This is a genomic window from Sporosarcina sp. Y838, from assembly GCF_056786515.1.
The window spans coordinates 288,379-314,187 of record NZ_JBXCJD010000003.1; the positions used below are offsets into that span (position 1 = coordinate 288,379).

A 25,809-nucleotide genomic window follows, 5' to 3' on the forward strand; every position below is an offset into this window, starting at 1 on the left:
ATAGCTTCGAATTGCTTTTGCGCATGTGGACTGACATTTCTAATTATTGATGGTCAGTCAAGCACAGTAACCTTGTAACCGCTTACTCCAAACCAATTAATCATCACTTTCGATATTTGCGGATTATCCTGCATAATTTATGCGTTGCCTAGCGTTACACACAAATAGTAGACAACACCACAAATACCTCTCTCTGAAAGAAAAGCTCTTAACTCTCATCTGTTTTCAGATAAATCGGTTTAGTAAACCGATTTACTTCACTCAGTATATAATGAAAGTGCTTTCAATATCAAATAAAAATTCAATTCTGTGAAATATCCTCTTCTCATGCTTGGCTCTTTTTCATTTTTACTATGTATCTAAAACTTTTTTCACCTAATATAATTTCCGAATTAAGGAAATTACAATCTACGAATTTGCGGATGAACTTGGAATTCCGTTATCGAAAGAGAGTAACTGCAAAAGAGCATCGGCAAAGTTCTCCCGATGCTCTTCTTCAATGCAATGATTCTTCTTACCGGACCTACTGCTCCACTTGACCAACCCATGAATGCTCGTCCCCTGGCTGATGAAAGTCACTCAACGTCCATTTCAATTGTTTTTTTCAATTGTTTCAAGTGACGTTTTTCATGCAATCCGACAAATAGAAACCATTGACTCAATGGAATTTGTCCAAATATCGGATGTTTGAGTGATTTATCACGGAGCACTTCTTTTGTGCTTGTTTCATACACATCTAATAAGAAGATACGGGAATGATAGAGTTCATGTTTCATTTCTACTTTTGATTTATACTCTTTTGTCGGAGCTGTATACTCCGGGGCTTTTACTTTCATTAAGCGAATCGTAGACAATGCTATCGGTTTTTTCATACATTTTAGACTATCGGGGTTATTAAGTTCTCTGGCAATATTAGTCGCAATCACTGTTTCCATTCTCGCTAGGTGTTCGAAGATTTGTTTTGGAGACCATCCCCCATTTGAAGGTATTTTATTGAACTGCTCATCTGTCAATGGTTCAATTGCTTTAAATAACTCTTTTCGAATAACAGTATTTTTTCCCAACACCATTTAATTTGCTCCTTTTATTACCCCGAAAAACTTTTCCGTTATTGTTTACTTATCTACATTATAAGCTTTTCTATTTTTTCGCAAGTCATCATTTAATAGAGTCACATTTAATGCCATGAATTCAGCATTCTACTTCGGCATCCCACACCTTTTAACAAAGGTGACTGATACATTAGCATCAAATAACGGCCACCTATCAAACGGGTGGCCGTTGAAAAAGAGGTACCTGATACTCAATTGAATGCAAATGTTTAAACGGTCGTTTCCACTTTCGATCCTATCACTTTTTCTACCTTTGCTTTCCATACAAAATGGTCTTTTTCAACAACAATAGAGACGAATAAACTTCCGATAATTGCCCATAATGGTGCGCCAATATTGAAGAAACTCACACCTGACATGCCTATTATTAAGGCAAAAAAAGCACCCATTTGAAACTTACTGTCTGAAAAGGCTATTTTGAGTGCATTCATAAGTACCCCTAGCATCGCAAGACCAGCAATTACACTAATAATTACACCCGGCATGGCAATCACAAGCGGAACGACTACAGCCGCAAACAGTCCAAAAGCCGAGAATAATCCTCCACATACAACGGCTGCAGCATACCGACTTTCTTTTTTCCCTACTTCTTCAGCGGAACAGATCGCTGTCATCGGTCCCGCGACATTAATAGCATGAGCGCCGAAAAACGAAGCGATTACACCAAAAATTGAACCGTAAATCGCCATCGCATTATTTGGGGGCTTGTACCCTTGAGCCATTAATACACCTGACCCTTGAGCATTTTCAGTACAGATAATAAGTAATGCAAGCGGAATTCCGATCGACAGTAAAGCATCAAAACTAAATGCGGGTATGATCAACTGTGGAAGAATGAATGCATTCTGGATGTTCTGAATCTGAAATTCGTTCGTAATGAAGGCCAACAAAACCGCGACAAGCAAAGCTGATAAAACAGGCGGGATTTTTTTCATAAATCGTGTGGAAAGTAAAAAAACTAGAATAGCTGAACCAGCTAGTACGGGAGAAATAGTAACCGACGTGATCATTTCCGTCGAAAAACGGATCATCACGCCAACAATCATACCCATGACAATTGGAACCGGTATCCATTTCATCACTTTGTCGATTAAGCCCGACGCACCGAGAATAATTACTAGGATATGGGCAAATAGGTAAGCCCCTATCGCTTCTTGGAATGAATAATGAGTCAAAGCACCTGCAACTAATACTGCTCCGGCAATCGAATGTGCACCTGCGATGGGCTGACGATACTTTATAGATAAAAACATACCGAGCAATCCACTAAAAAAATAAACAGCAAATATCCAACTAATGGTTTCAGCATACGTCAAGCCCCCACTTGTCGCAGCTCCAATGATGATCAAAGCAGGGCCCGTACACCCAAATATTGCTGCAACTAAGCCAGCACTAACCGTACTCCCATTTAGATTCTGACGTAAATCTTTAATGTTTGAGAGTAAAAATTTTCCCTTCATTCCCCCTAGCCCCCTAAATCTACCAATACTTCTCCTAGTAATATACACCATTTTTTCGAATATTGTGGGTATTCTGATTAAAAAGAGTGAAAAGTCCCAATTCTAAAAAATTTGAAGATGTTAAAAAAATGCATTCAGCGATATTAAACCCTGTTTCGATAACTGTAAATAATAGGAGATACTAAAGTAAGATTACATGTTCGTATCGCAATGACAAATAAACACTTAACAAGAGTTACCAGAAGTAGACTCTTTGTTAAGTGCATCTTTGTCCATTTTTCCATTAAAACACCCTAAGAACTAGGTGTTGCATTACAGCAAGATTGTTCTTGTTTTGTTGATGCAAGGTTTACACTGCATACACCTGTTTCAGGTAAGTCCAGCTCTACTTTCTTTGCTGATTCATAGTCGCCCGTCAGATAAGCCACGATTGATCGCACTTGTTCATATCCAGTTGCCATTAAAAACGTCGGTGCTCTTCCATAACTCTTCATACCAGCAATATAAAAGTCCTTCTCTGGTTGTCTTAATTCTTTCTCCCCATGGGGACGAACGGTTCCACAACTATGGATGTTGGGATCAATTAACGGAGCCAGTACTGCAGCGCTTTCAGTAGCAGAGTCAATTTGTAATCTGATTTCATTTAAGAATGTGAAATCAGGGCGACTTCCAGTGTTAACAATCAACTCATCTATCCTATCAATAGAAAGACTCTCACCTTTAAACTTACCAAAAATTTTCAATGAATCATCTTCCATCAAAACTTTTTGAACTTGATATGGCGTATAAACTTTGACACGTCCGGAATTCACCAATTGATGAATTTTCAATCCAAGTTCCCCTCTTGCTTGGAGAGCATCTTTTTCTTCACCCCCATAAGCCTCTTCAACATTATTTTTCCGAAGAATCCAAATGATTTCATTGAAATTGCTTTCGTTGAGTTTAGTCAATTCTAAAATTGTATTGATTGCGGAGTGACCACCACCAATTACAGCTACACGTTTACCTGTATATTTCTCTCGGTCTTTACCGTTAATGTCGGGTATCCCATAATGAATATTGTTTTGTAAAGAAATTTCTTCCTTCGTCCATACACCATCCGCGTTTACAGGGTTTGGTTGTCCCCATGTTCCTGTTGCATCGATAATAGCTTTTGCCTCAATTTGTTCAGTACTACCATTTTGATCACAGTAAAGAACAAACGGAACATTTTCACGTTTAATTGACTTCATCTTATCCAACCCTTTTTTGCTTACGGCTAACACTTTGGTATTCAAATGAATGTACGGCTGGATTTCCGGTAAACTTGCCAATTTCTCTAAGTAATCCTCCACCAATTTCTTTCCTGTTGGCAGCTCATCAGGGGTAGGGGCGTCCCATCCATGTTTTTCAAGTAGCTCACGGGCGACTTTGTCAACATTGTATTGCCATGACGAAAATAATCGAACGTGTCCCCACTGAAGTATATGGTTTCCAACGTTTCTACCAGATTCCAAAACCAGAAACTGTTCACCTGACTTAGCCAAATGTGCAGCTGCGGCTAATCCAACTGGACCTGCACCAATAATGACGACAGGCAATGAACTCGTTTCTTTTTCGATGAGCTCGATATGCAGTGGCACAGTATTTGTTGAACAACAGTTCCCATTCGTTATTTGTATATTACTTTGTCCTATCATTTTACAGACCTCCTAAGAACAATAAGAGCTCACTGAATGAGCTCTTTTGTATTAACAATTATTCGGCGCACCAACCATGACGAGTCCGGATTGCTCACCTTCAGTTTCAAAATCCAGTGTTAAATTGCTCAGAAGCCCTAAAGCTAACGTGGAAATGGCAACCTGAATGTCATTTATCAAAGAAACAGTATCCGATTCCTCAGGTTGATCAAGAGATAAACCGATTTGCGGTCCACAGCAACCCTCAATAGCATAGATCCTGAGTCCTTTAGCTTGCTGCTCTTTCAAAAGTGATTGAATATACTCTTTGGCTTCATTTGTGATATTCATTATTTTTCTCTCCTTCTTTTTACATCCAGACTAGGCATCGGGGAATATTCTTTTTAATGAGTCTCTCATCGCTGACTTCACATTAATCTTAGGACAAATTGTTTTCGCTTTTTCCTCCGCTTCAGCAATTGTGTCCGCTTTGCCAAGGGCTAATAGTGTTCCGATAGCCACAGTACCTGTTCGGTTACTGCCTTCACCGCAATGAAAGAAAACTTTCTTTCCATAATTATAAGAGTTGACGACCAAATTGATAGCTTCTTTAACAGATCCATCCTGCTGATCGGCATCATCTACAATTGGACTTTGAAATTGATTTTTATCCGATGAAATATTCGTGGATTCTGCACGTAAATCTACGATTACATCTACTCTTTCATTCTTCATAATATCCACTGCATCATCTGCACTGCCAATAAAAATACCATCAATTAATTCCTGATATTTTTTTGTCGTCATCCTTCTTTCACCTCGCTCAATGTTGACCTCCAATGTTCCTCACAGAGAACTTAGGATTACTACTGTGCTGTACCTCTAAAATTTTACAGAATAAATTCTTTTAATTTGTTGTAGCCAATCTTCTCTTCATGCAACCACGGGATCACTGCACATTGCGAGGCTAATTCATCTTTCACTTTTTTAATCCATTCTATTTCAGAAAGTGCACGCCCTCTTAAGACAAAATCAGTTGTATCCGTTGCGTACAAGCTTTGATTAATAATCCACCACTTCGGGTCAATCTGGGCACGTTTAAGGTCTTCCTGTAATCGAGCGGCTTCTAAAACCGGTGTAGCTTCGGCCAAAGTCACAATGACTACACCAGTTTCTTCTGGATTTCTCAAACGCGGAAGAAGCTTCTTCACACTTTCAGGTACATCACCATTCGAACGGCTCATTTCTTTGTGATACGCTTCCGTCGAATCGAGCAACAACAATGTGTGACCGGTCGGTGCTGTATCAATCACAACGATTTCATTTTCCGACTTCTCCACAACTTCCGCAAATGCTCTAAACAAAGCAATTTCTTCCGTACATGGCGATTCGAGGTCTTCCTTCAAATAGGCAAGCCCTTCTTCATCCAGTCCTTTTCCAGCTGTCGAAAGTACTTCTTGCTTATATTTTTCTACTTCTTTTTCTGGATTAATACTGCTAATCGTCAGGTTGTCTCCCAGAACGCTACCTTCAAATGCGTATGCGAGATGCGCTGCAGGGTCTGTTGTAGTCAAGTGTACGCGATGACCTTTCTCAGAAAGGCCGATCGCAATTGCAGATGCAATCGATGTTTTGCCAACCCCACCTTTACCCATTGTGAAAATTACACGTATGTTTTTCGATGAAAAATCATCGATTACTTTATTTAATCCAGGAAGATGAATCGTTTCTTTTGCGAGGCTCTCATCCTCAAATTCAGTAATCGTGTAAGAACTAAATAAGTGCCGAAGGTTATCAACTCCTGTTAATGAATATGAAACGACTGGAAGGGAGAATGTCACAACCTGTTTTAATGCTTCGGGTGTTTCCTTCAATGCACGGCGCTGTCGCTCATAAAACGCGGTTGACACCTCATCTTCGGGATGATGCGTCTGAAGAAGCCCATTAATGATAAGTATCTGATTTTGAATACCGATATCTTTCAGCTCCGAAGAAGCCCGATTCGCTTCAACTAAAGAAGATACATCCGGACGCGACACCAAAATTAGGGTCGTTTTTTCTGGATTAGAAAGAGATTCTACAGCCTTCGCATACAACTCTTTTTTCTCTCCAAGACCTGACAGTGGACCCAAGCAGGAAGCACCGTGTGTACTTTCTTCTAAAAACCCGGTCCACGCAGTTGGTAATTGTAAAAGACGCAGTGTGTGCCCGGTCGGCGCAGTATCAAACAATACGTGATCATATTGATTTAACACATCTTCATCGGATAATAGATGAGAAAATTCATCAAATGCAGCAATTTCAACTGTGCAAGCACCCGATAACTGTTCTTCCATTGTTGCGAGAACAGCATCTGGCAACTTACCCCGATAAGGACCAACAACTTGTTCACGGTATGTTTTCGCTGATGCTTCCGGGTCTATATTGCAAGCAAATAAGTTGGTTACACTCGGAATAGCTATCGGTTCATTCGTCAATTCTACATCGAGGACATCCTGTAAATTTGAAGCAGGATCGGTACTTACTAAAAGTACTTTTTTCCCCTGGTCGGCGAGTGTCACTGCTGTTGCACAAGCTGTAGATGTTTTCCCGACACCGCCTTTTCCAGTAAAAAACAAAAATGGGGTTAGTACGGTTTTGTTAGGATTGAATAATGGATACATGGTTATTCCCCCTTATTTGTCAAACTTGACAGAAACACGTACACGTGGTTTATCCTGAAGTTCAGCTGTCTTTACATCAAGCCATTCTGCTAACTCTTCGTTTGTCGGATAGGCACCCACTTTTACAATTTCATGATTAACAAGTATCAGAGGAAGAGCATCTGGTCCTTTTTCAAGAAGCACCTTATTTACTACTGCATTGTCTACAAATGCACCCGGATCATTCCCGAGATTATAGCGTGTAATATCAAATTTCTGTTTTTCAAGTGAGTAGACAGCGGATGCGACACGCGTTAATTCTGGATCAACACCTGGTCCGCAGACCCCCGTTGAACAACACATTGCAGGATCAAAAATTTCAACCTTTGTCATTATCAAACAACCCTTTCATTACTACATAATGATATCCTTATTCAATTTGGTAAAGGAAAGCCGGGATGTGAATCCACGGCTTCTTTGACTTATTCACCTGTTTTAGAGAAATGTGCAATCCTTGCACCTATTTCATCGCGTACACGCTGGAAGAATACCCATTTTTCTTCATCTGTTCCCTCTGCTTTTGCAGGGTCATCAAACCCCCAATGATCACGTTTTACATGGGGTGGTGTCATCGGACACTTGTCAGCAGCATCCCCACAAAGCGTGACGACAAAATCTGCATTATTTAAGATTTGCGGATCAATAATATCTGAAGTTTGAGTAGTAATGTCGATAGCAACCTCATTCATAGCTTTTATAGCATTTGGATTAACGCCATGAGCTTCAATCCCAGCACTAAGAACTTTCCATTCTTCACCAAGAACCTTTTTGCCCCACCCTTCAGCCATTTGGCTACGGCATGAGTTACCTGTACATAAGAAATAGAGTGTTTTTTTCGACATAATGAAGATCCCCTTTTTTATGATTTATCCCGCATGAACGGGTAGTAAAAGCCCGAATGGTTCAACTAACAATCAGGTGGGGACGAATCCCCTTTGATTGGTGTTTTATTGTATAATTGACAGCCATAGATAAAGGCCGATTAGTGTAATCAGCAGTGTAGGAACTGTTAAGATAATACCGATTTTAAAATAGGTACCCCAAGAGATTTTTACACCTTTTTGAGACAAAACATGTAACCACAATAAAGTGGCCAAAGAACCGATTGGCGTGATTTTGGGACCTAAATCCGACCCAATGATATTTGCATAAATCAAAGCCTCGCGAATAGGACCTGACGTAGTCGTTTCTGAGATAGCTAACGCGTTAATCATGACCGTAGGCATATTATTCATAATTGATGACAATATCGCAGCAATAAAGCCCATCGAAATCGTTGCTACAAAGAGTCCTTGATCGGCTGCTAATTGAATAACATCACCCAAAACGCCTGTTAGACCGACATTACGCAATCCGTAGACGACAACGTACATCCCAACAGAGAAGAATACGATGGACCAAGGTGCACCTTTAAGTACTCGCTTCGTCTGAACAGCTGGACTTCTTTGTGCCATGGCCATAAAGAATATCGCCGTAAGACCAGCAATAATAGATACAGGTAATCCCGTAAACCCACTAGAGAAATACCCAATGAGTAATACGCTTAATATCACCCAAGATAGGCGAAACAACTTTATATCTTTGATAGCATCCTTCGGTTCTTTTAAATCTGAGACATCATAGTCTTTTGGAATACTTTTACGGAAGAATAACAACAACACTAAAATACTCGCAACTAATGCAAATAAATTTGGGACAATCATTCTAGAGGCATATTCGACAAATCCGATATCGAAAAAGTCTGCTGAAACAATATTAACTAAGTTACTTACTACCAATGGTAACGAAGTCGTATCTGCGATAAAACCACTGGCAATGATGAATGGAAAAATCATCTTTTCACTGAAATTTAAATTTCGTACCATCGCAAGCACAATTGGCGTTAGTATAAGGGCAGCCCCATCGTTTGCGAACAAAGCAGCAACGATCGCTCCAAGAATGCTGACATACACAAACATCCGAATCCCACTACCTTTAGCCAATCTAGCCATATGTAGGGCAGACCACTCGAAGAAACCAATTTCGTCTAATATTAATGAGATAATTATGATTGCAACAAAAGCAAGCGTAGCATTCCATACAATCCCAGTAACATCGATAACGTCCTGAAAATTAACTACGCCCACTAACAAAGCGATTACTGCACCAATACATGCAGACCAGCCAATTGATAAATTTCTAGGCTGCCAAATAACAAAAATAAGTGTGATTATGAAAATCAATGATGCCATTATAACTGAAACCAACGTTCTTTCTCCTCCTTATTGACAACAAACTCGAAGCCCTTTAACTTCCAGCTCAGCGATTGATTCATTCTGTTCCGGTAGATGTTCAAGGATGCCTTGAATAAACGGGTAATCTTTATGATTCTCATTAATCGAGAAGAAAATCCATTGACCTCTACGTTCTTCTTTCACTAACTCAATATCTCTAAGTTTACGTAAGTGCTGGCTAATCGCCGGCTGACTCATCTTAAAAATCTCAACGAATTCACACACACAGCATTCGTGTGACTTAAGTAACTTCATCATCGTCAAACGAGTTGGATCTCCGAGCAACTTTAATAATTGCGATGCTCGCTGCAGATCAATTGTTCCTGTTGTCATGTATCATCCCTCCACTTCATCATCATTGTATAACCATATGCTTATATATGCAAGTATGTTTTATACTTCCCTTGAAATTCATTTCTTCCAAAAAGAAGAACAATTTACGCACTCGATTAATTATAGAAATAGCAAAGAAAAACCGCATGGGCATTGACTAAATTTGTACTATTCACTAAATACCTAAAATCAAACACCCTCTAGACCCATTTTTCTTCTTAACAGTTCGAACCACATTGAGTCATAATCTTAATCTATTTTTTCAAATGGGGTCAGCTCCGTAAGAAAAAATAATTAGGCTACGTACTTCAAAGATTTGAACCGTAATTTTTGGGATGACAAAAGGATTAGTTCTTGTCGATAGCAACAAGAACTAATCCTTTAGATTTACTAATTTCACTAACTTATTTCACTTCCATGGTATGAGCTTATACTCCAACCACTGAAGAAATCGATTAAAACTCAATCCTAGTAAGGATAAAACCAGTACCCCTACCATAAGCTTCGTTGTAATCATTAAATTACCATAATGTAATACCATTGACCCTATACCATTTTGCGCTGCAATCATTTCTGCAGAGACAAGCAACAGTAGTGACGTCCCTGCAGCAAGTTTTAGACCTGCAAAAATCATCGGAAGTGAGCCAGGTAAAATAACCTTACGAATGAGGTTAAATGGACCCGATCCAAATGTAACTGCCGCTTTTATCAAGATAGGATCAACATTCTTTACACCAGAGAACGTATTAATGACGACTGGAAAAAAGACGCCCAATGCGATAATCGTCACTTTTGATAATTCGCCAATACCCAACCATAAGATGAATAACGGCAAAAGAGCGATTTTCGGAATTGGATAAATCGAGTACACAATCGGTGTTCCGATTGCATCTGCCCATTTGGAATAACCAAGGATTAGGCCGATTAAAATACCCAAAATGGATCCAATAACATATCCAACAACAATTCGGTATAGACTTGGAACCAGGTTCTCATAAATTTCGCCACTCACAAGCATTTCCCAACCTGTAACGACAATTGCTGAAGGCGCCGGCAAAAATAAAGGAGAGACAATGTTCAAGCTGCATATAATTTCCCACAGCACAATTAGACCGACTAAACCTAAAAAAGAAGCATAAAGTGGAACTTTTTTATCAAGAAAAGCAACGCGGTTGGTAATTATTTGTCTATGTTTAGTCATTCATTTTCACTCCTTTAGCGCTTCCTCAGCATCTTGACGAATAAGCTGCCAAATATCATCTGCATATTGCTCAAATTTGGCTCTGTGTTGTTCTTCATTTCTTCCCATTTTAGGTAAATCAATCGTAATAATTTCTTTAATCTGTCCCGGATGTCTAGATAAAACAATAACTCGATCCGCTAAATAAACAGCCTCTTGAATGTTGTGTGTCACATAAAGCGTACTCAATTTCGTACGATTCCAAATCGTCAATAACTCCTCTTGCATCAGCGTTCTCGTTTGCGCATCTAATGCAGAAAACGGCTCGTCCATCAGCAGTAAATCCGGTTCAACTGCAAGAGCCCTCGCAATTCCGACTCGCTGTTTCATACCACCGGACAATTGTTTTGGATATGAATCTTTGAATCCAGTTAAACCAACCATATCTATATAAAAATCGCCTTTTTCTTTTTGCTCTTGTTTGCTTACCTTTTTTTCTTCTAACCCATAAATAACATTTTCATAAACGGTACGCCATGGCAACAAAGCAATCTCCTGAAAAACAATTGCTAAATTCGGCTTCTTTTCCATTACACCTTCAAAATATACCGTACCACTCGTCGGTGATAATAAGCCGCCGACAATATTTAGAAGCGTCGACTTTCCACATCCACTTGGCCCTACTAATACAACAAACTCTTTATCTTCAATAGAGAAGTTTATATTGTCTAGCGCCAAAACTTCACCCTTTTTTTTATCGCCAAATATTTTTTTTACATCTTCAATGACAATTTTCATCTATTTCACTTCCCTTATTCAGCTAACGCTCCTTCAAGCAATTCCATGTTAACAATGTCGGATGCATCAATCGATGTGTCCACTAACTTCTCTTTCACATACCAATCGATTTGTGTCTGGATATCTGTTTCAAGAAGTTTTCCATCCCGATCCATATAAGGGAGACCTTTTTCAATAATAGCTGGTTCTTGGTCTGTATATTCAGCGATGATAGAAATGACTTCATCATAATTTTCACCCGGTACAATCTCATCGTTTTCTTTTGTCAATACAGCATCATAGTAATATTGTGTTGCTTTTGCATATGCCTTTAGGAAACGTGTAGCGGCATCTTTATTCTCAGCAAAAGCTTGTGAGAAGAAGATCCCAGAAGTTTGATACTCGATCTCTTCTCCTACTTGAGCAATCACTTTACCATAGCCTTCTTCAACGGCAAGAGATACATTTGGTTCATTCAATAAAACAGCATCCACTTGTTTACTCTCTAGCGTATCCATAAGACCCGGAATACTGTTTAGCGGAACTAGTTCGACATCTTTAGTCGTAAGCCCGTATTCTTCCAATAGTCTTCCAGCCATATAATGATATGTAGAACCGGTTTGTGTAATCCCGATCTTTTTACCTTTTAACTCTTCGACGCTTTTTACAGTCGAATCACTTGGCACTAATATTGCAGAAGATGAATAACCTTCCTGCTCTCGCCCTTTATCAGCAACAATAACTAACTTTTCCCCGCTAGCAACCATATTGTACAAGCTCGCTGTAATTCCAGTAGCCCCAACTGCAACATCCCCTCCGGCTGTTGCAACTGCAATCGGTTGTGCCGCCTCAAACCATTTTGCTTTGACATCGATTCCCTCATCCTCAAAGAAACCTTTTTCAAGTGCGATAAATAGAGGCGCTGAGCTTGTCAATTTCAGCATTCCGATTTCAATAGGTGCTTGATCAGTACTTTTTTCAGCATCAGAACCTGCCGTTTTTGTCGACTCGCTTTCAGCACATCCTGCTAGTCCAATTGCTAAAAAAAGGACTGTAATTAGTGTAAATAAGATTCTTTTCTTCATGCCTTCTTACCTCCAGATTATAATAGTACAACTCATTTACTAATTGACTCAAAAAACAACAGAAAAAACCTTAAATTATTGATAAATTCAATAAAAGTCCATTCGCCACTTTTCAAACTCAACTTTCAATACTTTTTAGAATAGCACAAATAGGTACACAATTGTATGTTATATCTGAATTATATCGACTATTTAAAGTTTTCTTAGCAGAAATAGGAGATTTGTATATTTTCACATAGTATATGTCTGTTTTTCTGATTTCAGTGCAGTCTATACAGGTGACTCGCAGCTAATTAGTATCATCGGAATTAGAGCTCTTTTATTATTGTACAAATTTATTATTCGATTAGTCTAAAATAAAACAGGGTTTAATTACTGGGTATTTATACAAGATTTGGCTATCGAAATATCTCTGTTTATCTAACATATAAATTACAGCCTAAAATAGCCTCCAATTCAAAATCTAAGTGTAAACGAAATCCTATTTGTATTTTCAAAAATAATTGATTGAGTCTTACTTTTTTCATACAGACAAAAAAGCCAAAGGAACGACAACGTCGCTTCTTTGACTTCACTCATACAGCTATTTACTCAATTGGTTTCTTTGATTTTATGAAAAACATGCAGCAAGCAATAATCACAAAAGCCACTAATGCTAAAAATGGTATTGTAATAAACCCAAACCAATTAATATATTGGGCACTACAAGGCACACCACTCACACACGGCTTGAAGCCTCCAAAGCCTGGTATCTTCTGCTCTAAATAATGCATGAGAGATATGCTTCCCCCAATAAGCGCTAATGGAAGTACGAACTTTTTAACGGAACTGTCATTCTGGAAAGTTCCAATCCCTAGTATTAGCGCAAGGGGGTACATGAAAATCCGCTGATACCAACATAGCTCACATGGAATAAACCCTTTAATCTCACTGAAGTACAAGCTTCCAAACGTTGCAACAAGTGAGACAACCCAAGCACCATATAATAAAAATCCTTGTGGTGTGGATTTCGTTCTTTTATTCCCCATCAGTCTTTATCCTTTATCTCTGTTTCTATTGCCGTCTTAATGGCTTCGTAATCAAAGGGATCCTCTATCATTTTCCCATTTATCACAATGGACGGAGTCATGGAAACACCGGCTTCACTTACTAAATCTTCATCGATTTTAACGCTTTTCATAGTCGCTTCCTGTTCAATATCTGTTTTCAACAATGTTTGATCAATCTCAGGGAAACCACTTGCAATTTCAAGAATTCTTTCAGGTGTTATCCATTCTGCATTATGATTTTCAACAGGTTGTGCATCAAACAGCGCTTGATGGAATGCCCAATACGCATCGGGGTTCCGCTCATAAACAGATTCAGCGGCAATCGACCCTAAAGTCGATTCTTTACCGTGGAATAGAACGTTCACGAATGAAAATTTAACTTTACCTGTTTCGATATAATCCTCTACTAATTTCGGATAAATCATTTCACCCCATGCTTTGCATGAAGGGCATTTAAAATCACCGAATTCAACAACCGTTACAGGAGCATCTTTCTCCCCAAATGTGGGCTGCCCAGTGACATCGAATTGCTTTATTTCTGTTGGCAATGATTCTTGTTTATTGCTTAGTACTGCGACTGCGGCCAATATCACTACTACCACAAGCGTTAATACAACTACAAATTTCATATTTGAATACTTATTCTGTTTCATCAAATACCTCTTCTCTATTATTTTTCTACGTACTTGTCGATTCGATTTTCGAATTAAATTCCAATACAATTTCATATACATACGCGGTTATGTCTTCCCCTTCAGCCGGTGAAGAACTCGTTAAACCAGTATGTGCAGAGAAAGTACAGTGGTTGAAAATGCGATCATTAATATTGCCCAAATTATTCTCTTCATTTATTCGATTCCTCTCGATAAAGGCAATAATAGCGTTGATTCAAAACTTATTGTACAGAATAGCGGCACAAAAAGACATTCTATTTAGAAAAAAACACGAATTGTTCACAGCTACATTAGATAAAAACATTAAATTGACACACATATTAGCTGATGCTGAAGATCAAAATTTAAATAAGTTGCTTCTCCATAGAAACAACTTTAATATTTATACCATTTGGTTTATGTACAACTTCCTCATCATAGATACGGTATCCAATCGAACTATATAATTGTATATTTTTAGGCACGGTCATTCGAACTTTACATAGCATCGTAAGTTTTTCATTGTGTTTTGCATAATCATCTAAAGACTTTAATATTTCTTTCGCAATACCTTGCCCCTGTTTTTCTGGAATAACAGACAGCCTATAAAAATAAACACCCTTATCTACTAATCGAAAACGTACCATCCCTGCCGGCTCATCATCAATATAACTAATGAAAGCCTGTTCACCATTTCCTAACGCTGTTGATATAGTTTGTACCGTTTCCTCTAAAGCACTTGATGGAGGTATTTCGTCTTTATATTCCATAAACGCTTTAATCATCAAGTCGTGAATTATTGCTGCATCAGATGCTTCTGCAAGTCTAATTTTCATAGTAACCCTCTCTTCCTTTTCATAAATATACAATTAAGTTAATTTTTACACAAATAATGAAATATGCCTTAAGAAATATAAAATAAAAGGACTGTCGCAGAAAGTCAGTTTATACTAACTTTCTGTGACAGCCCTTTTTAAAAAAATGCATTTACGCCGGACTACCTATATCTTTCCCGTTACAAGTTTTCAGGTGTACGGATGACGAGTACATCACATTTTGCGGAACGTACAATGTTTTCAGAGACGCTACCCATTAGGAAGCGTTCGACTGCATTTAAACCCGTCGCACCACAGATAATTAGATCTGCAACCAATTTTTCCGGAAGGTCTTTTGAAATCAGTTTTTTTGCTGAGCCATATTCGACAATCACATTAACGTTTTGCACGCCTGCTTGTACAGCTTCCGCTTTGTATTTGTTTAGCAATTCCTCAGCGGCTTTATGTGCGCTTTCAGCGATAGAACGGTCATAAGCCTCAACAGAACCAAACGAGTGTGTATCTATGATGTTGACCAAATTCAATGTGGCATCATTTCGGTAGGTAATTGCCACCGCCTTTTTGAAAGCCAATTCCGACTCTTTTGAACCGTCTACTGCGACAATTATTTGCTTGTATATCAATGTCATAGATTTTCACTCCATTCCTTGTTTAAGTATACTACTATACTAATTCTTTTCCTTACAAATAACAAAAGAATCCTTATCTTTCGACAAATTTATAAGAGATACCTAAAATCATGCTTTTACTCTTCCATATTAAGTTTTACCTTCGATTCATTGAATAATGGAGCACCCGCCTTTTTCCCGCGATAGTTCACGAAGTAAATACTTAAACCTACTAGCAACAGGCCAGCGATTAGTGGGTACGTTACCGGTTCATCTAGAAACACCGTTCCGATGAAGACTGCAATAATGGGTACCAGAAATGTGAAAGTACCAACTTTGCTCGCCTCTCCCTCATTAATCAGCTTATAATAAATGACATATGACAGGGGTATGCCGAAAGTCGCACCGTATCCGAGGCCAAAAAGGTACGTACCATTCCATTCAATAGCAGACCAGCTTTCAACGATTGATCCGGTACCTATTAGAATAAACCCTCCAATAATACACTGCAAAGCCACCATCCAGAAAGCGTCTACTTCGTTGCTCACTTTCTTCACATAAACCACACCCAGTGCCCAGCTAATTGCCGTAAGCAATCCTAAAGCAACACCTATGATTGAAAGTTGTACGGTTAAACCATTGACACTGACGACTACAATCCCAAGAAAACCAATGACTAAACCGATTATTTTAACCGGTGACATATGTTCTCCCAGCCAAATCCAGGCAAATAATCCAAGTAGAACTGGCTGAAAAAAGACAAGGACTGATAATAGGCCTCCCGGCATATAGACGAGCCCGACTGTCTGAAACCCATAAAAGAGAATCGTATTGAAGAATGCCGAAATACAATATTTCGACCAATTTTCACGCCAGTTGATCTTGCTTCGCATTTTATAGATGAAGGCTGCTAATATAAAGCCTCCTAACACTGCACGCATACCCGCAAACAATAATGGAGGTGTATAAGGTATTGCTAATTTATAGATTGGCCAACTAGCACCCCAAACGAAAACTAAAAATAGAAGTGCACCTGTCGATTTTGTAAAGAGCTTACCCAATTGTATATCTTCCCTTCAATAGTTGAACAGTAACAACTCTATATTTTGGATTATGCTCCTAGCAATAGATTCTAGCTTATTCCACTATACACCAAAGAAGAATATTCAACATATTCAATGATTATCGGTTTCGAATAGCTTGAACCTTATCTTCGCCGTCGGAAATGAACTGCACAACTGTTGGCACTAACCGCGAGGCCATAACATAACAGAAACACCAATTATGCAAATCACAGCCCCAATCCAATCATATGTATCCGGCATCTTTTTATCGATACCCCATCCCCAAAGTACAGATAGCACAATGAATACACCGCCATAAGCCGCATACACCCTGCCAAATGTCGGGAAGTGTTGGAAAGTAGCAATCACACCGTACATAGCCAAGACAAGTCCACCGACAAGTCCCAAATATGCCGGCTTCCCCTCCCTTAACCACTGCCAAATGAGATAGCCTCCACCAATTTCAGCGAGACCCGCAAACAAAAAAAGCAGTATTACTGTAATCAAAATAACATCACCTTTTCGTAATCTAAAAAACCTGACACTTATATCTCGTTCATCTAAGTCTCTTTGATTTATTTTTTAGTAGACAAAGTTCAAGTCATCTACTGTTTGAAACTTTTTAGTCGTTTGAATTTCAACTTTCCTGCTAACAAAATAACTCGTTCCATCTTGTCTCATTAGCTCGTCTTCAGTCATATGCTGGTTTTTAGATAGCTCAGGAACGTAAAGGCGATCTACGATTATTTTTTTTATTGGTAATTGGACCTTCTGAATCTCTTGGATAATTATCAATAATCTTTCTCTGTCCTCTAAACTATCATATCGAAACTTTTTTTCATTCCCATTATTAGATTGTTCAAATGGATATAAAATATAGGAATAAGCATCGCATCTATCATACCTTGTCATTTCATAACATTTTAGAGCATAATTCATATCCCTGTCCGTCTGAAATCCTTGTTCTTCGATTAGAGTCAGAAGTGGTTCAATCAATGCAAAATCTTTTTCAAATATATAGGATGCAAAAGTATCAATATTGCTTTTAACAAGTTTATTCCTTACATTGTCAGGATTTTTATAAGTCTCATTTAAGTTCAAGAGTACCCCCCCAACTGAAATGGTTCGCATATCATAAGAAACTTTTATAACCTCTTTTTGAAGCTCTTCTAACACGGGTAAAGCCTTGTAAATTAATTGAAATGCATCTGGATCCCGAAATGATAAATTCTCAGGTAAATCCATATAAAATGCAGGATCTTCTTCAGAATCCCCAAATGAACTATTTCGAAATCCATATGCTTTTAATTCATTCAAAGTTGTTGAATTTCCCCGATTTTCATTCAAGTCAAATCTATTCTTTTGTTTTTGATAATTATCTTTAGAAATATGACCCGCTACATTAATGTGAATCACAAAATCGATTGGTTCTTTTTCTATTGTACGAACGTGGGCTTCGGAAAACTCCAGCCCCCCAAAACTTGAGGGTATACGCCCCTTATTGCTTAATACTTCGATTGGTACATCATAATTTCCCTCCACATAGTTAATCAAATCATCATTCGAGTAACCAGAGTAATCTTTGGCTTCCTTGGTAACCCAAAAGCCAATTGCTAACACTAGACCCAGTATTAGAAAAAGTATCGCTATCACAATACCTATAATCCACAGGATTACCTTTTTCATATGTGATTACCCCTAATCTAGGAAATTAAGTTTCTGTAAAATTGACTATATTTATATTGTACCATCATCCCCACCATAGCATTGTAAAGTGAAAACAAAAGGATGGACTAGTGCGGGAAAGTTACGATTACCTCTCATAATTTCTATAGAATAAAAAAAAGCCGCTTTCTAACTAAAGCGGCTCACTAAATTAGATTGTGATTGGAGAAACTTTTTAATATCACTACTTTTTATAAACTAGATGTTGCATGAGAGTTTCGAGTGGTCCATTCATATGGAACCTTTCTAAAATGGTGGCAATGACTAGGGCTAATATCCAAATAATAATAGCAATTAGTGTAACATCCGTGTTATTTAATATACCTCCAAAGTTCAATACTGCGGGAGATAATAGGATGACTAGCACTGCTTCATTGAAAACAAAAAATGTGAGCGATCGTTTTCCTAATGCAGTTAATGAATTTGTTATCGCGCCAGGTGTTTTAATTTGAACCCCGATAAGACCAAATAACGCTGCATATCCTACCCCTCCTGCAATCCCTGTAATGATTTGAATTCCATTACTAATTCCAGCTACAAAGAGAGTTGGTTGCCATACTTCATCGATCAATACTAATGGCAAAGCCCCAAGAATAGAAACTAAAATTCCAGCGACAGCTATCATTTTCAAACTGCTCATATGCCGCTCCGACGCCGTCAACAGTTGTTTTCTTCCCATCCATATCCCAGCCAGTACAGAAGGCAGTATAGGGAAAAGAAAATGAATGAATATAGGGATTACCGGAAAGGAAAAAAGTGCATCCATTACTAATTGTAGATAATGATTATCAGGAGAAAACTCAGAACCATATCCATAGCTACCATTTCCCCTTACAACGAACCCCCATATAACAGGAATATATAGTATAGAAATGCATAGAAGAGTTGAAGTGACTGCAATCAGGGCTTTATCAGAACGAGCTAACAGCCAGCTAACCAAAAGACCAGCAACACCATAAGCCATTAAGATATCTTGACCGCCAATCAATACAGCTAATACAATTCCAAACAAGATTAAATACAAAGATCGTCGTTTGATTGTTTTCATGGCTTCTTTAATCGTTCTTCCTTTTCTCATCTGGCTCTCGTAAGTCATTACTAAACCGTAGCCAAGTAAAACCGCAAACAATGGTCGTGCCCGATTATCTATGAAAAGTTCGCCAAAAGAATTAATTAGACCATCTATAAAATGAACACTTTCTGGACGACTCATAATTCCTGGCTCAGAGGCATATAGGTACAAGGGTACATGTGCCAATACAATGAGTAGAAGCATATAGCCCCTGGCGAGATCGAGTGAAATGGCTCTCTTTTTTATCTGGTTTCCGTCCATACTGCTCTTCTCCTTCAATTACCATTAGCCCTCGTTATGAGGACCATTCTTAAACTTCATGTACTAATATTCCTAGTATTGCTAGGTCTTCTCACAGACATTTAGCATCTATTATTTTAACAACTCTTGGTACATGTTCCCTTGCATAAAGCAATTCGCTAATTATTTCAGGTAAATTGGGATGCCCTAAAAGCTCACACAGGGATCTATATCTTGATAAAATGTTTCACGAACAGAATCCAATTTTGTTTTAATCAAAATGTTTTTTTAGTTCTCTTTTTCACTATTATTACTTTTTTAAAAAAGTAATATATAATAAATCCTGAAAGAATGATGATTCCAGTTGCATATTCATTAAAACCTTGTGACAACAGTCCCGCCTGAATAAGAGTGTAAACAAAGAATATAATGATATTTCCTAATGCTGTTGCGATAGTAAAATGTGAAAGTCGAATATTACTAACGCCTGAGACAGCATTAATGATACTTGTAGGAGCAAAAGGAAATATTCTTGCCCCAAATACATACCATAGTCCTCTCCGTTCTACCTTACTAATAATGGCCGAATTAACTTTTTTCAACACCAAATCTTGGAGGACATATCGAATACTTAGAAATACGATAATCGCACAGAAAATACTAGTTAATAGGCTCCACACAATACCTAATTGAAAACCAAAAAGAGTATTATTTATCAAAATGACGAGAAAAAGTGGAATTACTGGAAACGCATTATGAACCAACATAATCATCAAGGTGATGAACAAAGTAATAGCTATATTATCACCTAATATAGATGTGATGGACTGTATATTTCCGGAGATAATGCTACGAAATAATTCTGTATTTATATTAACGAAGAACAAGACCACAAATACGAGAATAATAATTGTCGCTTTTTTCCCTTTGCTCAATAAACTCACCCTTCCTCGAAAACATTGGTATAATTTTATATTCATTTTAGTGATGATCTACCATGTGGACACCTAATGTTCTGGAAACATAGTGAGAAACTCAATAAGCTTCTAGACCAATTTGAAATGATCCAGCAGTAAACGTAAAGACATCGGAATAAATTTCAGTTACTATGTAAATCTAAATTGTATCAGAAGCTTTCACCAATCGTCGTATACGAATAATCAATTATTAGTTGAATGTTCATTTTGTTAGTTATTTTACACTTGCACTTTTTTTCTTTGAACGCATAGTCTATATATATTCGAGTGTAAATTTCAATGGGGGTAAAAGAATGATTAACTTTCAATCTTTTAATGGGATCGTAACAATGATTAGTGATTTTCCGATTGGGCAAAATGCTGAAAGTGCTGGTTGTTATAAATTATTTTCTGTAGATAATGGATACGGAAATGAAGTGAATTTCGTAGTGTCACCCACAACATATTTTGTAGATCATGTCATGGTTGGAGTAGGTGACCGAATAACTGGATATTATGACGCAAACGCACCAGTGCCCCTTATCTATCCTCCACAATATCGAGCACTTGTTATGGCAAAGGATAATCCATTTCAAGATGTGAAAGTAGACTATTTTAACAGCCAATTCGTGAGTAGTGATGGCAGTTTAAAATTAAATATTTCTCCAAATACGTTAATATTATTGGAAAATGGGCAAGCCTTTATCGGAAGTGTCGCAAACCGAGATCTAATTGTTGTCTATGGTGCGTCCACCAGAAGTATACCAGCCCAAACCACACCCTACAAAATTATTGTCATGTGCTAGATGTTTTAAAAGCAAGCGCTAAATAGCGGTACCTGTGTGACACAACGGTAAACAATTCACATACCTGAATGTATACGTCATATTGTTTGATAATTATTTTATTTTTATGCGACTTCAGTGAATTACCAGTGAAGTTTCACAGGTACCTAAACTTAAATTTCCTTCTTAAAAGAAGCTAGAGTTAGGCGTTCTGTTACTCTTGTTTCTTCTATCTTTGAAAATCCATTCTTCAAATAGAAGGTTACTGCTGGTGCATTTTCGGATCCAGTTGACACTATTATCGTTTCAAAACCTTCCATATTGCTTTCAATGAAATCCAATAACATCTTCGCAATTCCTTTTCTAAAATGGTTAGGGTGCACCATTAACCGATGTATATCAATTACACCTTTTTTTATTTTTATAGAAATAACCCCGCATAACTCTTCATTTAAATAACAACCATAGAAAGTCTCTCCACATTGCTGCAACGTGTTCACTGTGTCTTTTAATGGCGGTATTTCATAAAAGTCAATTATTTTAGCTTCTACCTTGTATGAAGGTATTTGAATGTTTAATACTTCTATAGCAAGTTCAGAATTAGTAATATCAATTTTTTTAATCAAAGTTATCCTCCGTTTTCTTATTTAATTAAGAGTAATTTAGATTAACATAATAGGGGTACCTGTCAGACACAGAGAAGGACGGTTCACATATTCCAGCAACTATAAAAGAATGCAGAAAAACCACTTAGGTATTTATTTATTTTGTATTATTATAAAGTTATTTTATATTTGCTGAATAGGTCCGCGTATAGGTACCTAAAATTTTGGAAATAGAAATGAATGACTTGAAAAATAAGATTTATAGCCTTTTAGACAAAAAAATTAAAAAGAAGCCGACAATTTGTTATCTAGTCGACTTTCTCCTTTTCCTTTATGCAATAGTTGCCTATTGTCCCGTTTGTATGTGGCATAAGTACTTTGAATCATCAATTTGCCTGCATACCACCATCCACATTATACAGTGACCCTGTCACAAATGATGCGTTTTCAGATGCTAGGAACAAGACAACTTGTGCGACTTCTTTCGGAGCGCCAAATCGCCCGACAGGAATTCCTTGTCTGATGGCTTCACCTGAAGTTTCTGGTTCACCAGGTGTAATGTTGTTCTGAATGTCGGCCAACATTTGGGTATCTATTGCTGCTGGCGCAACGGCATTCACACGGATTCCGCTTGCAGCCGCTTCTAGTGCCGCCGTTTTCGTTAACCCCGCCACTGCGTGCTTCGAGGCTATATATCCGGCCATACCAGCCGAGCCTATGTAAGCCGCGTTAGATGCAGCGTTGATGATGCTACCATAACCTTGCGTTTCCATTTGACGGATGACATGCTTTAGCCCTAGAAATACTCCAGTTACATTTATATTTAAAATCATCTCAAATTTATCTTTTTCTAAGTCTTTAATTGGCGTAAAGGGTCCGTTGATCCCTGCATTATTGAAGAAAACGTCAATTTTCCCATACGCCTCAACCGTTTGTTTTACATAGTTTTTCACATCTTCTTCATCTGTTACATTGGCTTGTATTACTAATATATCATTGCTATCGCCTTTCAATGAAGATTTTGTACTTGTTAAGGCCTCTTCGTTAATATCTACCAAAACGACTTTAGCTCCATTATCTATAAATAACCAATAACCATTTATCAGCCTAATTCAATGTTTTTTGATTCAACACAAATAACAAATGCTTTTCGATATCATAAAAACAGGAAAAAGCTTTGTAAATGCTTTTTCCTGTTTTTTAGTGTACGGGCATATACTTCCTAGGATTATGGAATCCCACCTCGCCGATTAACTTTTAGGTGTGATAAACTCTTCATCATTCCCAAGTTTATATTCAACATTTAGGAGTTTCCCTTTAAATTCGAATTCACCTTGATCCGCATATTCTTGACTAACTGGATAGGCTGAGTCTTTTCCAACGTCTAGGCCTTCAAATGTCATTTTATAGGTCTGCGTTTCTTCTAAATTGGTTTCTCCGACTTTTTTATCATCAATGTACAATGTACCTTTACCCTTATGTGGACCTGTCTTATCGAATTTGTAAGTCACTACGGAGTCACCGATTGGTACATCAATATTAGAAGTAATTTTATATTCTCTACCGCCTAATATATATTCATACAACAATTTATTATTTTTAATATAAATTGTATAACCGGCTTCGATGCCGCCATGTGCTAAAAGAACACCATCTTCTTCGCTGTTATTACGTTCAATTGGAATATTTATTTCATAGGAACGGTTAATAATCGGTGCGGCTGCTGAGTCAGTTAACCTGCTCATTCCTCTATAATACGTAAAATGATTTTTTGCTCTCAACGTATCATCTGGAATAGATAAAAACCCTTCTATAAAGATATCAGTGAGTGGTAGTGCTCCATACTTTTCCGCTTCATCCAACCACAATTCTTGTAATTCTTCCAATTTATCGGGATTTTCTTTTGCAATATCCACTGTTTCAGAAAAATCCTCGACAACATTATACAAAGACCATTGATCCTCTTCAAACGTTTTCCCTTTTGTATGACTTGCTACTGCTTTCCATCCATCATGATAGATAGCCCTTTGACCTGACACTTCAAAATACTGCGTCTCTCTCCCTTTAGCTTTGGGATTTGCAAATGTCTCTTTAAAACTTTCTCCAGAATATGCCATTTGTTTTACTCCATCTATTTCTTTCGGAGGCGTGATTCCTAATATGTCAAATACAGTTGGTGTAATATCATTTACGTTAACGTATTGTGATCTGATAGAACCTGAGTCTTTTATTAACTTCGGATAATGGATAATTAATGGTGAATGGGTTCCTCCCTCAAAAGCAGTGTTTTTATATGCTCTAAAAGGTGTGTTACTCACTTGCGCCCATCCCTTAGGATAGTCCATTCCTGTTTGATCATTACCAAAATTTTCGTAATGCTTGTCTACTTCTTCAATTGTTTCCCCCTGGCCGTTAAAGGCTAGAGTTCTACTAGACGAACCGTTATCTCCTCCGCCTCCACTGGCTCCGTTGTCCGATATTAATACAATCATTGTATCTTCCAATTGATTAAGGTTACGCAGATTATCTACTAATTTTCCGATTTGTTCATCCGTATGTGTTAAGAAACCAGCGTACGTTTGTTGAAACCTGATGTAGTTCTTTTTCTCTACTTCAGTTAATTCATCCCAAGGTTTTATCCCTTCATTGCTAGACGATAATTTTGTATCTTTCGGAATAATGCCCAACTCTTTTTGTTCTTTAAAACGTTCTTCCCTAATTTTATCCCAACCCTTGTCATATACACCTTCATACATATCTATATACTTTTCCGGTACTTGATGCGGAGAATGTTGCGCACCGAACGTCAGATACAAGAAAAAGTTTTTGTCTGGATGAATACTTGTATGATTGGTGATGTACCTATTCGAATTCTCAACGATCGCTTCTGAAAAATGATACTCCTCATCATTAGGTGAAGGTATCTGGGTATTATCAATCGTTAAATCTGGTCTATATTGGTCTGATGAATCCTCTATAAAGCCATAATATTGGTCAAATCCTTTTTGAAGTGGCCAATAATCATAAGGACCCGCAGGAGTTGTTTGATCTGTTGGAGCTAAATGCCATTTTCCGGTAGCAAAAGTATTATAATCATTCTCCCCTAACACTTCCGCAATTGTTCCAGCTTCTGGTTTAATCGCTCCCCGCTTATTCGGAAATTCCGGTCCCATGTCGAAATTGGTAACTGTTCCAACACCAACTTCGTGTGAATTTCTTCCTGTCAGTAGCGATGCTCTCGTCGGTGAACAAAGTGGTGTAACATGGGCATTGTTATACCTTAAACCATTTTCAGCGAGCCCATCCATAACCGGGGTTTTTATTTCAGATCCATAACTTCCTAGATCTGAAAAACCTGTATCATCCAACACGATATAAATGACGTTTGAATCAGTTACTACAGATTCCCTTTTTGGGGTTTCAATCTTTTTCTCTGATGAACAAGCACCTAATACAAATGCTGAAGCCATTAGAGCTGCTGTCCCAAACACACTTAACTTATTAATATAATTAGAAAAAATCCTCTTATTCTCCATATTTCTTCCCCCTTTTATCCTCACAACAATTGTATTAATTTCACGGATTCATTCATTTTTCATTCACGACTAACCTCTAATAATCACCTAGCAGCTTTTA

At 37.8% G+C, this 25,809-nt stretch carries 27 protein-coding genes; 1 reads left to right on the plus strand and 26 read right to left on the minus strand.

What is annotated here, in order from left to right; all coding sequences use genetic code 11:
* Positions 1–401: 401 nt before the first annotated feature.
* The 23 genes from AC1TO4_RS06135 to AC1TO4_RS06245 form a co-directional block, all read right to left on the minus strand.
* A complete protein-coding gene (locus AC1TO4_RS06135; protein WP_482104594.1) occupies positions 402–548 on the minus strand; it encodes a hypothetical protein in 147 nt (48 codons plus the stop codon).
* A gap of 27 nt (positions 549–575) precedes the next feature.
* A complete protein-coding gene (locus AC1TO4_RS06140; protein ID WP_482104595.1) occupies positions 576–1,070 on the minus strand; it encodes a DinB family protein in 495 nt (164 codons plus the stop codon).
* A 251-nt stretch (positions 1,071–1,321) separates the two neighbouring features.
* Positions 1,322–2,572, minus strand: a complete 1,251-nt coding sequence (locus AC1TO4_RS06145) for a benzoate/H(+) symporter BenE family transporter (protein ID WP_482104596.1) — start codon at positions 2,570–2,572, stop codon at positions 1,322–1,324.
* Between the two features lie 293 nt (positions 2,573–2,865).
* Positions 2,866–4,251, minus strand: coding sequence for an NAD(P)-binding domain-containing protein (locus tag AC1TO4_RS06150; RefSeq protein WP_482104597.1), 1,386 nt, complete (start codon positions 4,249–4,251; stop codon positions 2,866–2,868).
* 51 nt (positions 4,252–4,302) lie between these two features.
* A complete protein-coding gene (locus AC1TO4_RS06155) occupies positions 4,303–4,581 on the minus strand; it encodes a HesB/IscA family protein (RefSeq protein ID WP_482104598.1) in 279 nt (92 codons plus the stop codon).
* Positions 4,582–4,611: 30 nt separating this feature from the next.
* Positions 4,612–5,037, minus strand: a complete 426-nt coding sequence (locus AC1TO4_RS06160; RefSeq protein WP_482104599.1) for a protein-tyrosine phosphatase family protein — start codon at positions 5,035–5,037, stop codon at positions 4,612–4,614.
* An 83-nt stretch (positions 5,038–5,120) separates the two neighbouring features.
* Positions 5,121–6,893 carry an arsenical pump-driving ATPase gene (gene arsA / locus AC1TO4_RS06165; protein WP_482104600.1) on the minus strand — a complete coding sequence of 591 codons (1,773 nt, stop codon included), beginning with the start codon at positions 6,891–6,893 and terminating at the stop codon, positions 5,121–5,123.
* Positions 6,894–6,905: 12 nt separating this feature from the next.
* Complete coding sequence (arsD, locus tag AC1TO4_RS06170) at positions 6,906–7,265, minus strand: arsenite efflux transporter metallochaperone ArsD (protein WP_482104601.1); 360 nt, start codon at positions 7,263–7,265, stop codon at positions 6,906–6,908.
* An 89-nt stretch (positions 7,266–7,354) separates the two neighbouring features.
* Entirely contained in the window at positions 7,355–7,774 is a 420-nt protein-coding gene (gene arsC / locus AC1TO4_RS06175) for an arsenate reductase (thioredoxin) (protein WP_482104602.1), read from the minus strand.
* A 105-nt stretch (positions 7,775–7,879) separates the two neighbouring features.
* On the minus strand, positions 7,880–9,178 hold the full coding sequence (locus tag AC1TO4_RS06180; RefSeq protein ID WP_482104603.1) for an arsenic transporter: 1,299 nt from the start codon (positions 9,176–9,178) through the stop codon (positions 7,880–7,882).
* 15 nt (positions 9,179–9,193) lie between these two features.
* Positions 9,194–9,538: an ArsR/SmtB family transcription factor gene (locus tag AC1TO4_RS06185; RefSeq protein ID WP_482104604.1), complete on the minus strand. Its 345-nt coding sequence runs from the start codon at positions 9,536–9,538 to the stop codon at positions 9,194–9,196.
* Positions 9,539–9,947: 409 nt separating this feature from the next.
* A complete protein-coding gene (locus tag AC1TO4_RS06190) occupies positions 9,948–10,739 on the minus strand; it encodes an ABC transporter permease (RefSeq protein WP_482102904.1) in 792 nt (263 codons plus the stop codon).
* Between the two features lie 6 nt (positions 10,740–10,745).
* Positions 10,746–11,516: an ABC transporter ATP-binding protein gene (locus AC1TO4_RS06195; RefSeq protein WP_482104605.1), complete on the minus strand. Its 771-nt coding sequence runs from the start codon at positions 11,514–11,516 to the stop codon at positions 10,746–10,748.
* A 14-nt stretch (positions 11,517–11,530) separates the two neighbouring features.
* The gene (locus AC1TO4_RS06200; RefSeq protein WP_482104606.1) at positions 11,531–12,580 is read right to left on the minus strand and encodes an ABC transporter substrate-binding protein; all 1,050 of its coding nucleotides are present in this window, start codon (positions 12,578–12,580) and stop codon (positions 11,531–11,533) included.
* A 587-nt stretch (positions 12,581–13,167) separates the two neighbouring features.
* Positions 13,168–13,608, minus strand: a complete 441-nt coding sequence (locus AC1TO4_RS06205) for a disulfide oxidoreductase (RefSeq protein ID WP_482104607.1) — start codon at positions 13,606–13,608, stop codon at positions 13,168–13,170.
* Positions 13,608–14,282, minus strand: a complete 675-nt coding sequence (locus tag AC1TO4_RS06210; RefSeq protein WP_482104608.1) for a DsbA family protein — start codon at positions 14,280–14,282, stop codon at positions 13,608–13,610. The genes AC1TO4_RS06205 and AC1TO4_RS06210 overlap by 1 nt, the downstream gene beginning before the upstream one ends.
* 365 nt (positions 14,283–14,647) lie before the next feature.
* Positions 14,648–15,118, minus strand: coding sequence for a GNAT family N-acetyltransferase (locus AC1TO4_RS06215; protein ID WP_482104609.1), 471 nt, complete (start codon positions 15,116–15,118; stop codon positions 14,648–14,650).
* Positions 15,119–15,297: 179 nt separating this feature from the next.
* Positions 15,298–15,747 (minus strand): universal stress protein, encoded by a 450-nt coding sequence (locus tag AC1TO4_RS06220; RefSeq protein WP_482104610.1) that lies wholly within the window; start codon positions 15,745–15,747, stop codon positions 15,298–15,300.
* A gap of 116 nt (positions 15,748–15,863) precedes the next feature.
* Positions 15,864–16,787 (minus strand): DMT family transporter, encoded by a 924-nt coding sequence (locus AC1TO4_RS06225; RefSeq protein ID WP_482104611.1) that lies wholly within the window; start codon positions 16,785–16,787, stop codon positions 15,864–15,866.
* Between the two features lie 186 nt (positions 16,788–16,973).
* Positions 16,974–17,297, minus strand: coding sequence for a YnfA family protein (locus tag AC1TO4_RS06230; RefSeq protein WP_482104612.1), 324 nt, complete (start codon positions 17,295–17,297; stop codon positions 16,974–16,976).
* A gap of 75 nt (positions 17,298–17,372) precedes the next feature.
* Positions 17,373–18,476: a hypothetical protein gene (locus tag AC1TO4_RS06235; RefSeq protein ID WP_482104613.1), complete on the minus strand. Its 1,104-nt coding sequence runs from the start codon at positions 18,474–18,476 to the stop codon at positions 17,373–17,375.
* Positions 18,477–18,699: 223 nt separating this feature from the next.
* On the minus strand, positions 18,700–19,848 hold the full coding sequence (locus AC1TO4_RS06240) for a DUF418 domain-containing protein (RefSeq protein ID WP_482104614.1): 1,149 nt from the start codon (positions 19,846–19,848) through the stop codon (positions 18,700–18,702).
* Between the two features lie 254 nt (positions 19,849–20,102).
* On the minus strand, positions 20,103–20,762 hold the full coding sequence (locus tag AC1TO4_RS06245) for a TVP38/TMEM64 family protein (RefSeq protein WP_482104615.1): 660 nt from the start codon (positions 20,760–20,762) through the stop codon (positions 20,103–20,105).
* 335 nt (positions 20,763–21,097) lie between these two features.
* Here AC1TO4_RS06245 and AC1TO4_RS06250 point away from each other — a divergent pair, with 335 nt between their 5' ends.
* Positions 21,098–21,589, plus strand: coding sequence for a hypothetical protein (locus tag AC1TO4_RS06250; protein WP_482104616.1), 492 nt, complete (start codon positions 21,098–21,100; stop codon positions 21,587–21,589).
* Between the two features lie 152 nt (positions 21,590–21,741).
* On the opposite strand, the gene AC1TO4_RS06255 is transcribed toward AC1TO4_RS06250, so the two are convergent.
* The 3 genes from AC1TO4_RS06255 to AC1TO4_RS06265 form a co-directional block, all read right to left on the minus strand.
* A complete protein-coding gene (locus AC1TO4_RS06255) occupies positions 21,742–22,194 on the minus strand; it encodes a GNAT family N-acetyltransferase (protein ID WP_482104617.1) in 453 nt (150 codons plus the stop codon).
* Between the two features lie 365 nt (positions 22,195–22,559).
* On the minus strand, positions 22,560–23,285 hold the full coding sequence (locus tag AC1TO4_RS06260; RefSeq protein WP_482104658.1) for an SDR family NAD(P)-dependent oxidoreductase: 726 nt from the start codon (positions 23,283–23,285) through the stop codon (positions 22,560–22,562).
* A gap of 138 nt (positions 23,286–23,423) precedes the next feature.
* Positions 23,424–25,709 (minus strand): arylsulfatase, encoded by a 2,286-nt coding sequence (locus tag AC1TO4_RS06265; protein WP_482104618.1) that lies wholly within the window; start codon positions 25,707–25,709, stop codon positions 23,424–23,426.
* Positions 25,710–25,809: the final 100 nt, after the last annotated feature.

What these genes read in the sequence shown, in the direction of transcription:
- AC1TO4_RS06150 (WP_482104597.1), bottom strand. Translation starts at nt 4,251, where the DNA reads ATGATAGGACAAAGTAATATACAAATAACGAATGGGAACTGTTGTTCA.
- AC1TO4_RS06195 (WP_482104605.1), bottom strand. Translation starts at nt 11,516, where the DNA reads ATGAAAATTGTCATTGAAGATGTAAAAAAAATATTTGGCGATAAAAAA.
- AC1TO4_RS06240 (WP_482104614.1), bottom strand. Translation starts at nt 19,848, where the DNA reads ATGGACGGAAACCAGATAAAAAAGAGAGCCATTTCACTCGATCTCGCC.
- AC1TO4_RS06135 (WP_482104594.1), bottom strand. Translation starts at nt 548, where the DNA reads ATGGGTTGGTCAAGTGGAGCAGTAGGTCCGGTAAGAAGAATCATTGCA.
- AC1TO4_RS06205 (WP_482104607.1), bottom strand. Translation starts at nt 13,608, where the DNA reads ATGGGGAATAAAAGAACGAAATCCACACCACAAGGATTTTTATTATAT.
- AC1TO4_RS06155 (WP_482104598.1), bottom strand. Translation starts at nt 4,581, where the DNA reads ATGAATATCACAAATGAAGCCAAAGAGTATATTCAATCACTTTTGAAA.
- AC1TO4_RS06215 (WP_482104609.1), bottom strand. Translation starts at nt 15,118, where the DNA reads ATGAAAATTAGACTTGCAGAAGCATCTGATGCAGCAATAATTCACGAC.
- AC1TO4_RS06235 (WP_482104613.1), bottom strand. Translation starts at nt 18,476, where the DNA reads ATGAAAAAGGTAATCCTGTGGATTATAGGTATTGTGATAGCGATACTT.
- arsC (WP_482104602.1), bottom strand. Translation starts at nt 7,774, where the DNA reads ATGTCGAAAAAAACACTCTATTTCTTATGTACAGGTAACTCATGCCGT.
- AC1TO4_RS06250 (WP_482104616.1), top strand. Translation starts at nt 21,098, where the DNA reads ATGATTAACTTTCAATCTTTTAATGGGATCGTAACAATGATTAGTGAT.
- AC1TO4_RS06185 (WP_482104604.1), bottom strand. Translation starts at nt 9,538, where the DNA reads ATGACAACAGGAACAATTGATCTGCAGCGAGCATCGCAATTATTAAAG.
- arsA (WP_482104600.1), bottom strand. Translation starts at nt 6,893, where the DNA reads ATGTATCCATTATTCAATCCTAACAAAACCGTACTAACCCCATTTTTG.
- AC1TO4_RS06220 (WP_482104610.1), bottom strand. Translation starts at nt 15,747, where the DNA reads ATGACATTGATATACAAGCAAATAATTGTCGCAGTAGACGGTTCAAAA.
- AC1TO4_RS06140 (WP_482104595.1), bottom strand. Translation starts at nt 1,070, where the DNA reads ATGGTGTTGGGAAAAAATACTGTTATTCGAAAAGAGTTATTTAAAGCA.
- AC1TO4_RS06210 (WP_482104608.1), bottom strand. Translation starts at nt 14,282, where the DNA reads ATGAAACAGAATAAGTATTCAAATATGAAATTTGTAGTTGTATTAACG.
- AC1TO4_RS06160 (WP_482104599.1), bottom strand. Translation starts at nt 5,037, where the DNA reads ATGACGACAAAAAAATATCAGGAATTAATTGATGGTATTTTTATTGGC.
- AC1TO4_RS06190 (WP_482102904.1), bottom strand. Translation starts at nt 10,739, where the DNA reads ATGACTAAACATAGACAAATAATTACCAACCGCGTTGCTTTTCTTGAT.
- arsD (WP_482104601.1), bottom strand. Translation starts at nt 7,265, where the DNA reads ATGACAAAGGTTGAAATTTTTGATCCTGCAATGTGTTGTTCAACGGGG.
- AC1TO4_RS06145 (WP_482104596.1), bottom strand. Translation starts at nt 2,572, where the DNA reads ATGAAGGGAAAATTTTTACTCTCAAACATTAAAGATTTACGTCAGAAT.
- AC1TO4_RS06200 (WP_482104606.1), bottom strand. Translation starts at nt 12,580, where the DNA reads ATGAAGAAAAGAATCTTATTTACACTAATTACAGTCCTTTTTTTAGCA.
- AC1TO4_RS06265 (WP_482104618.1), bottom strand. Translation starts at nt 25,709, where the DNA reads ATGGAGAATAAGAGGATTTTTTCTAATTATATTAATAAGTTAAGTGTG.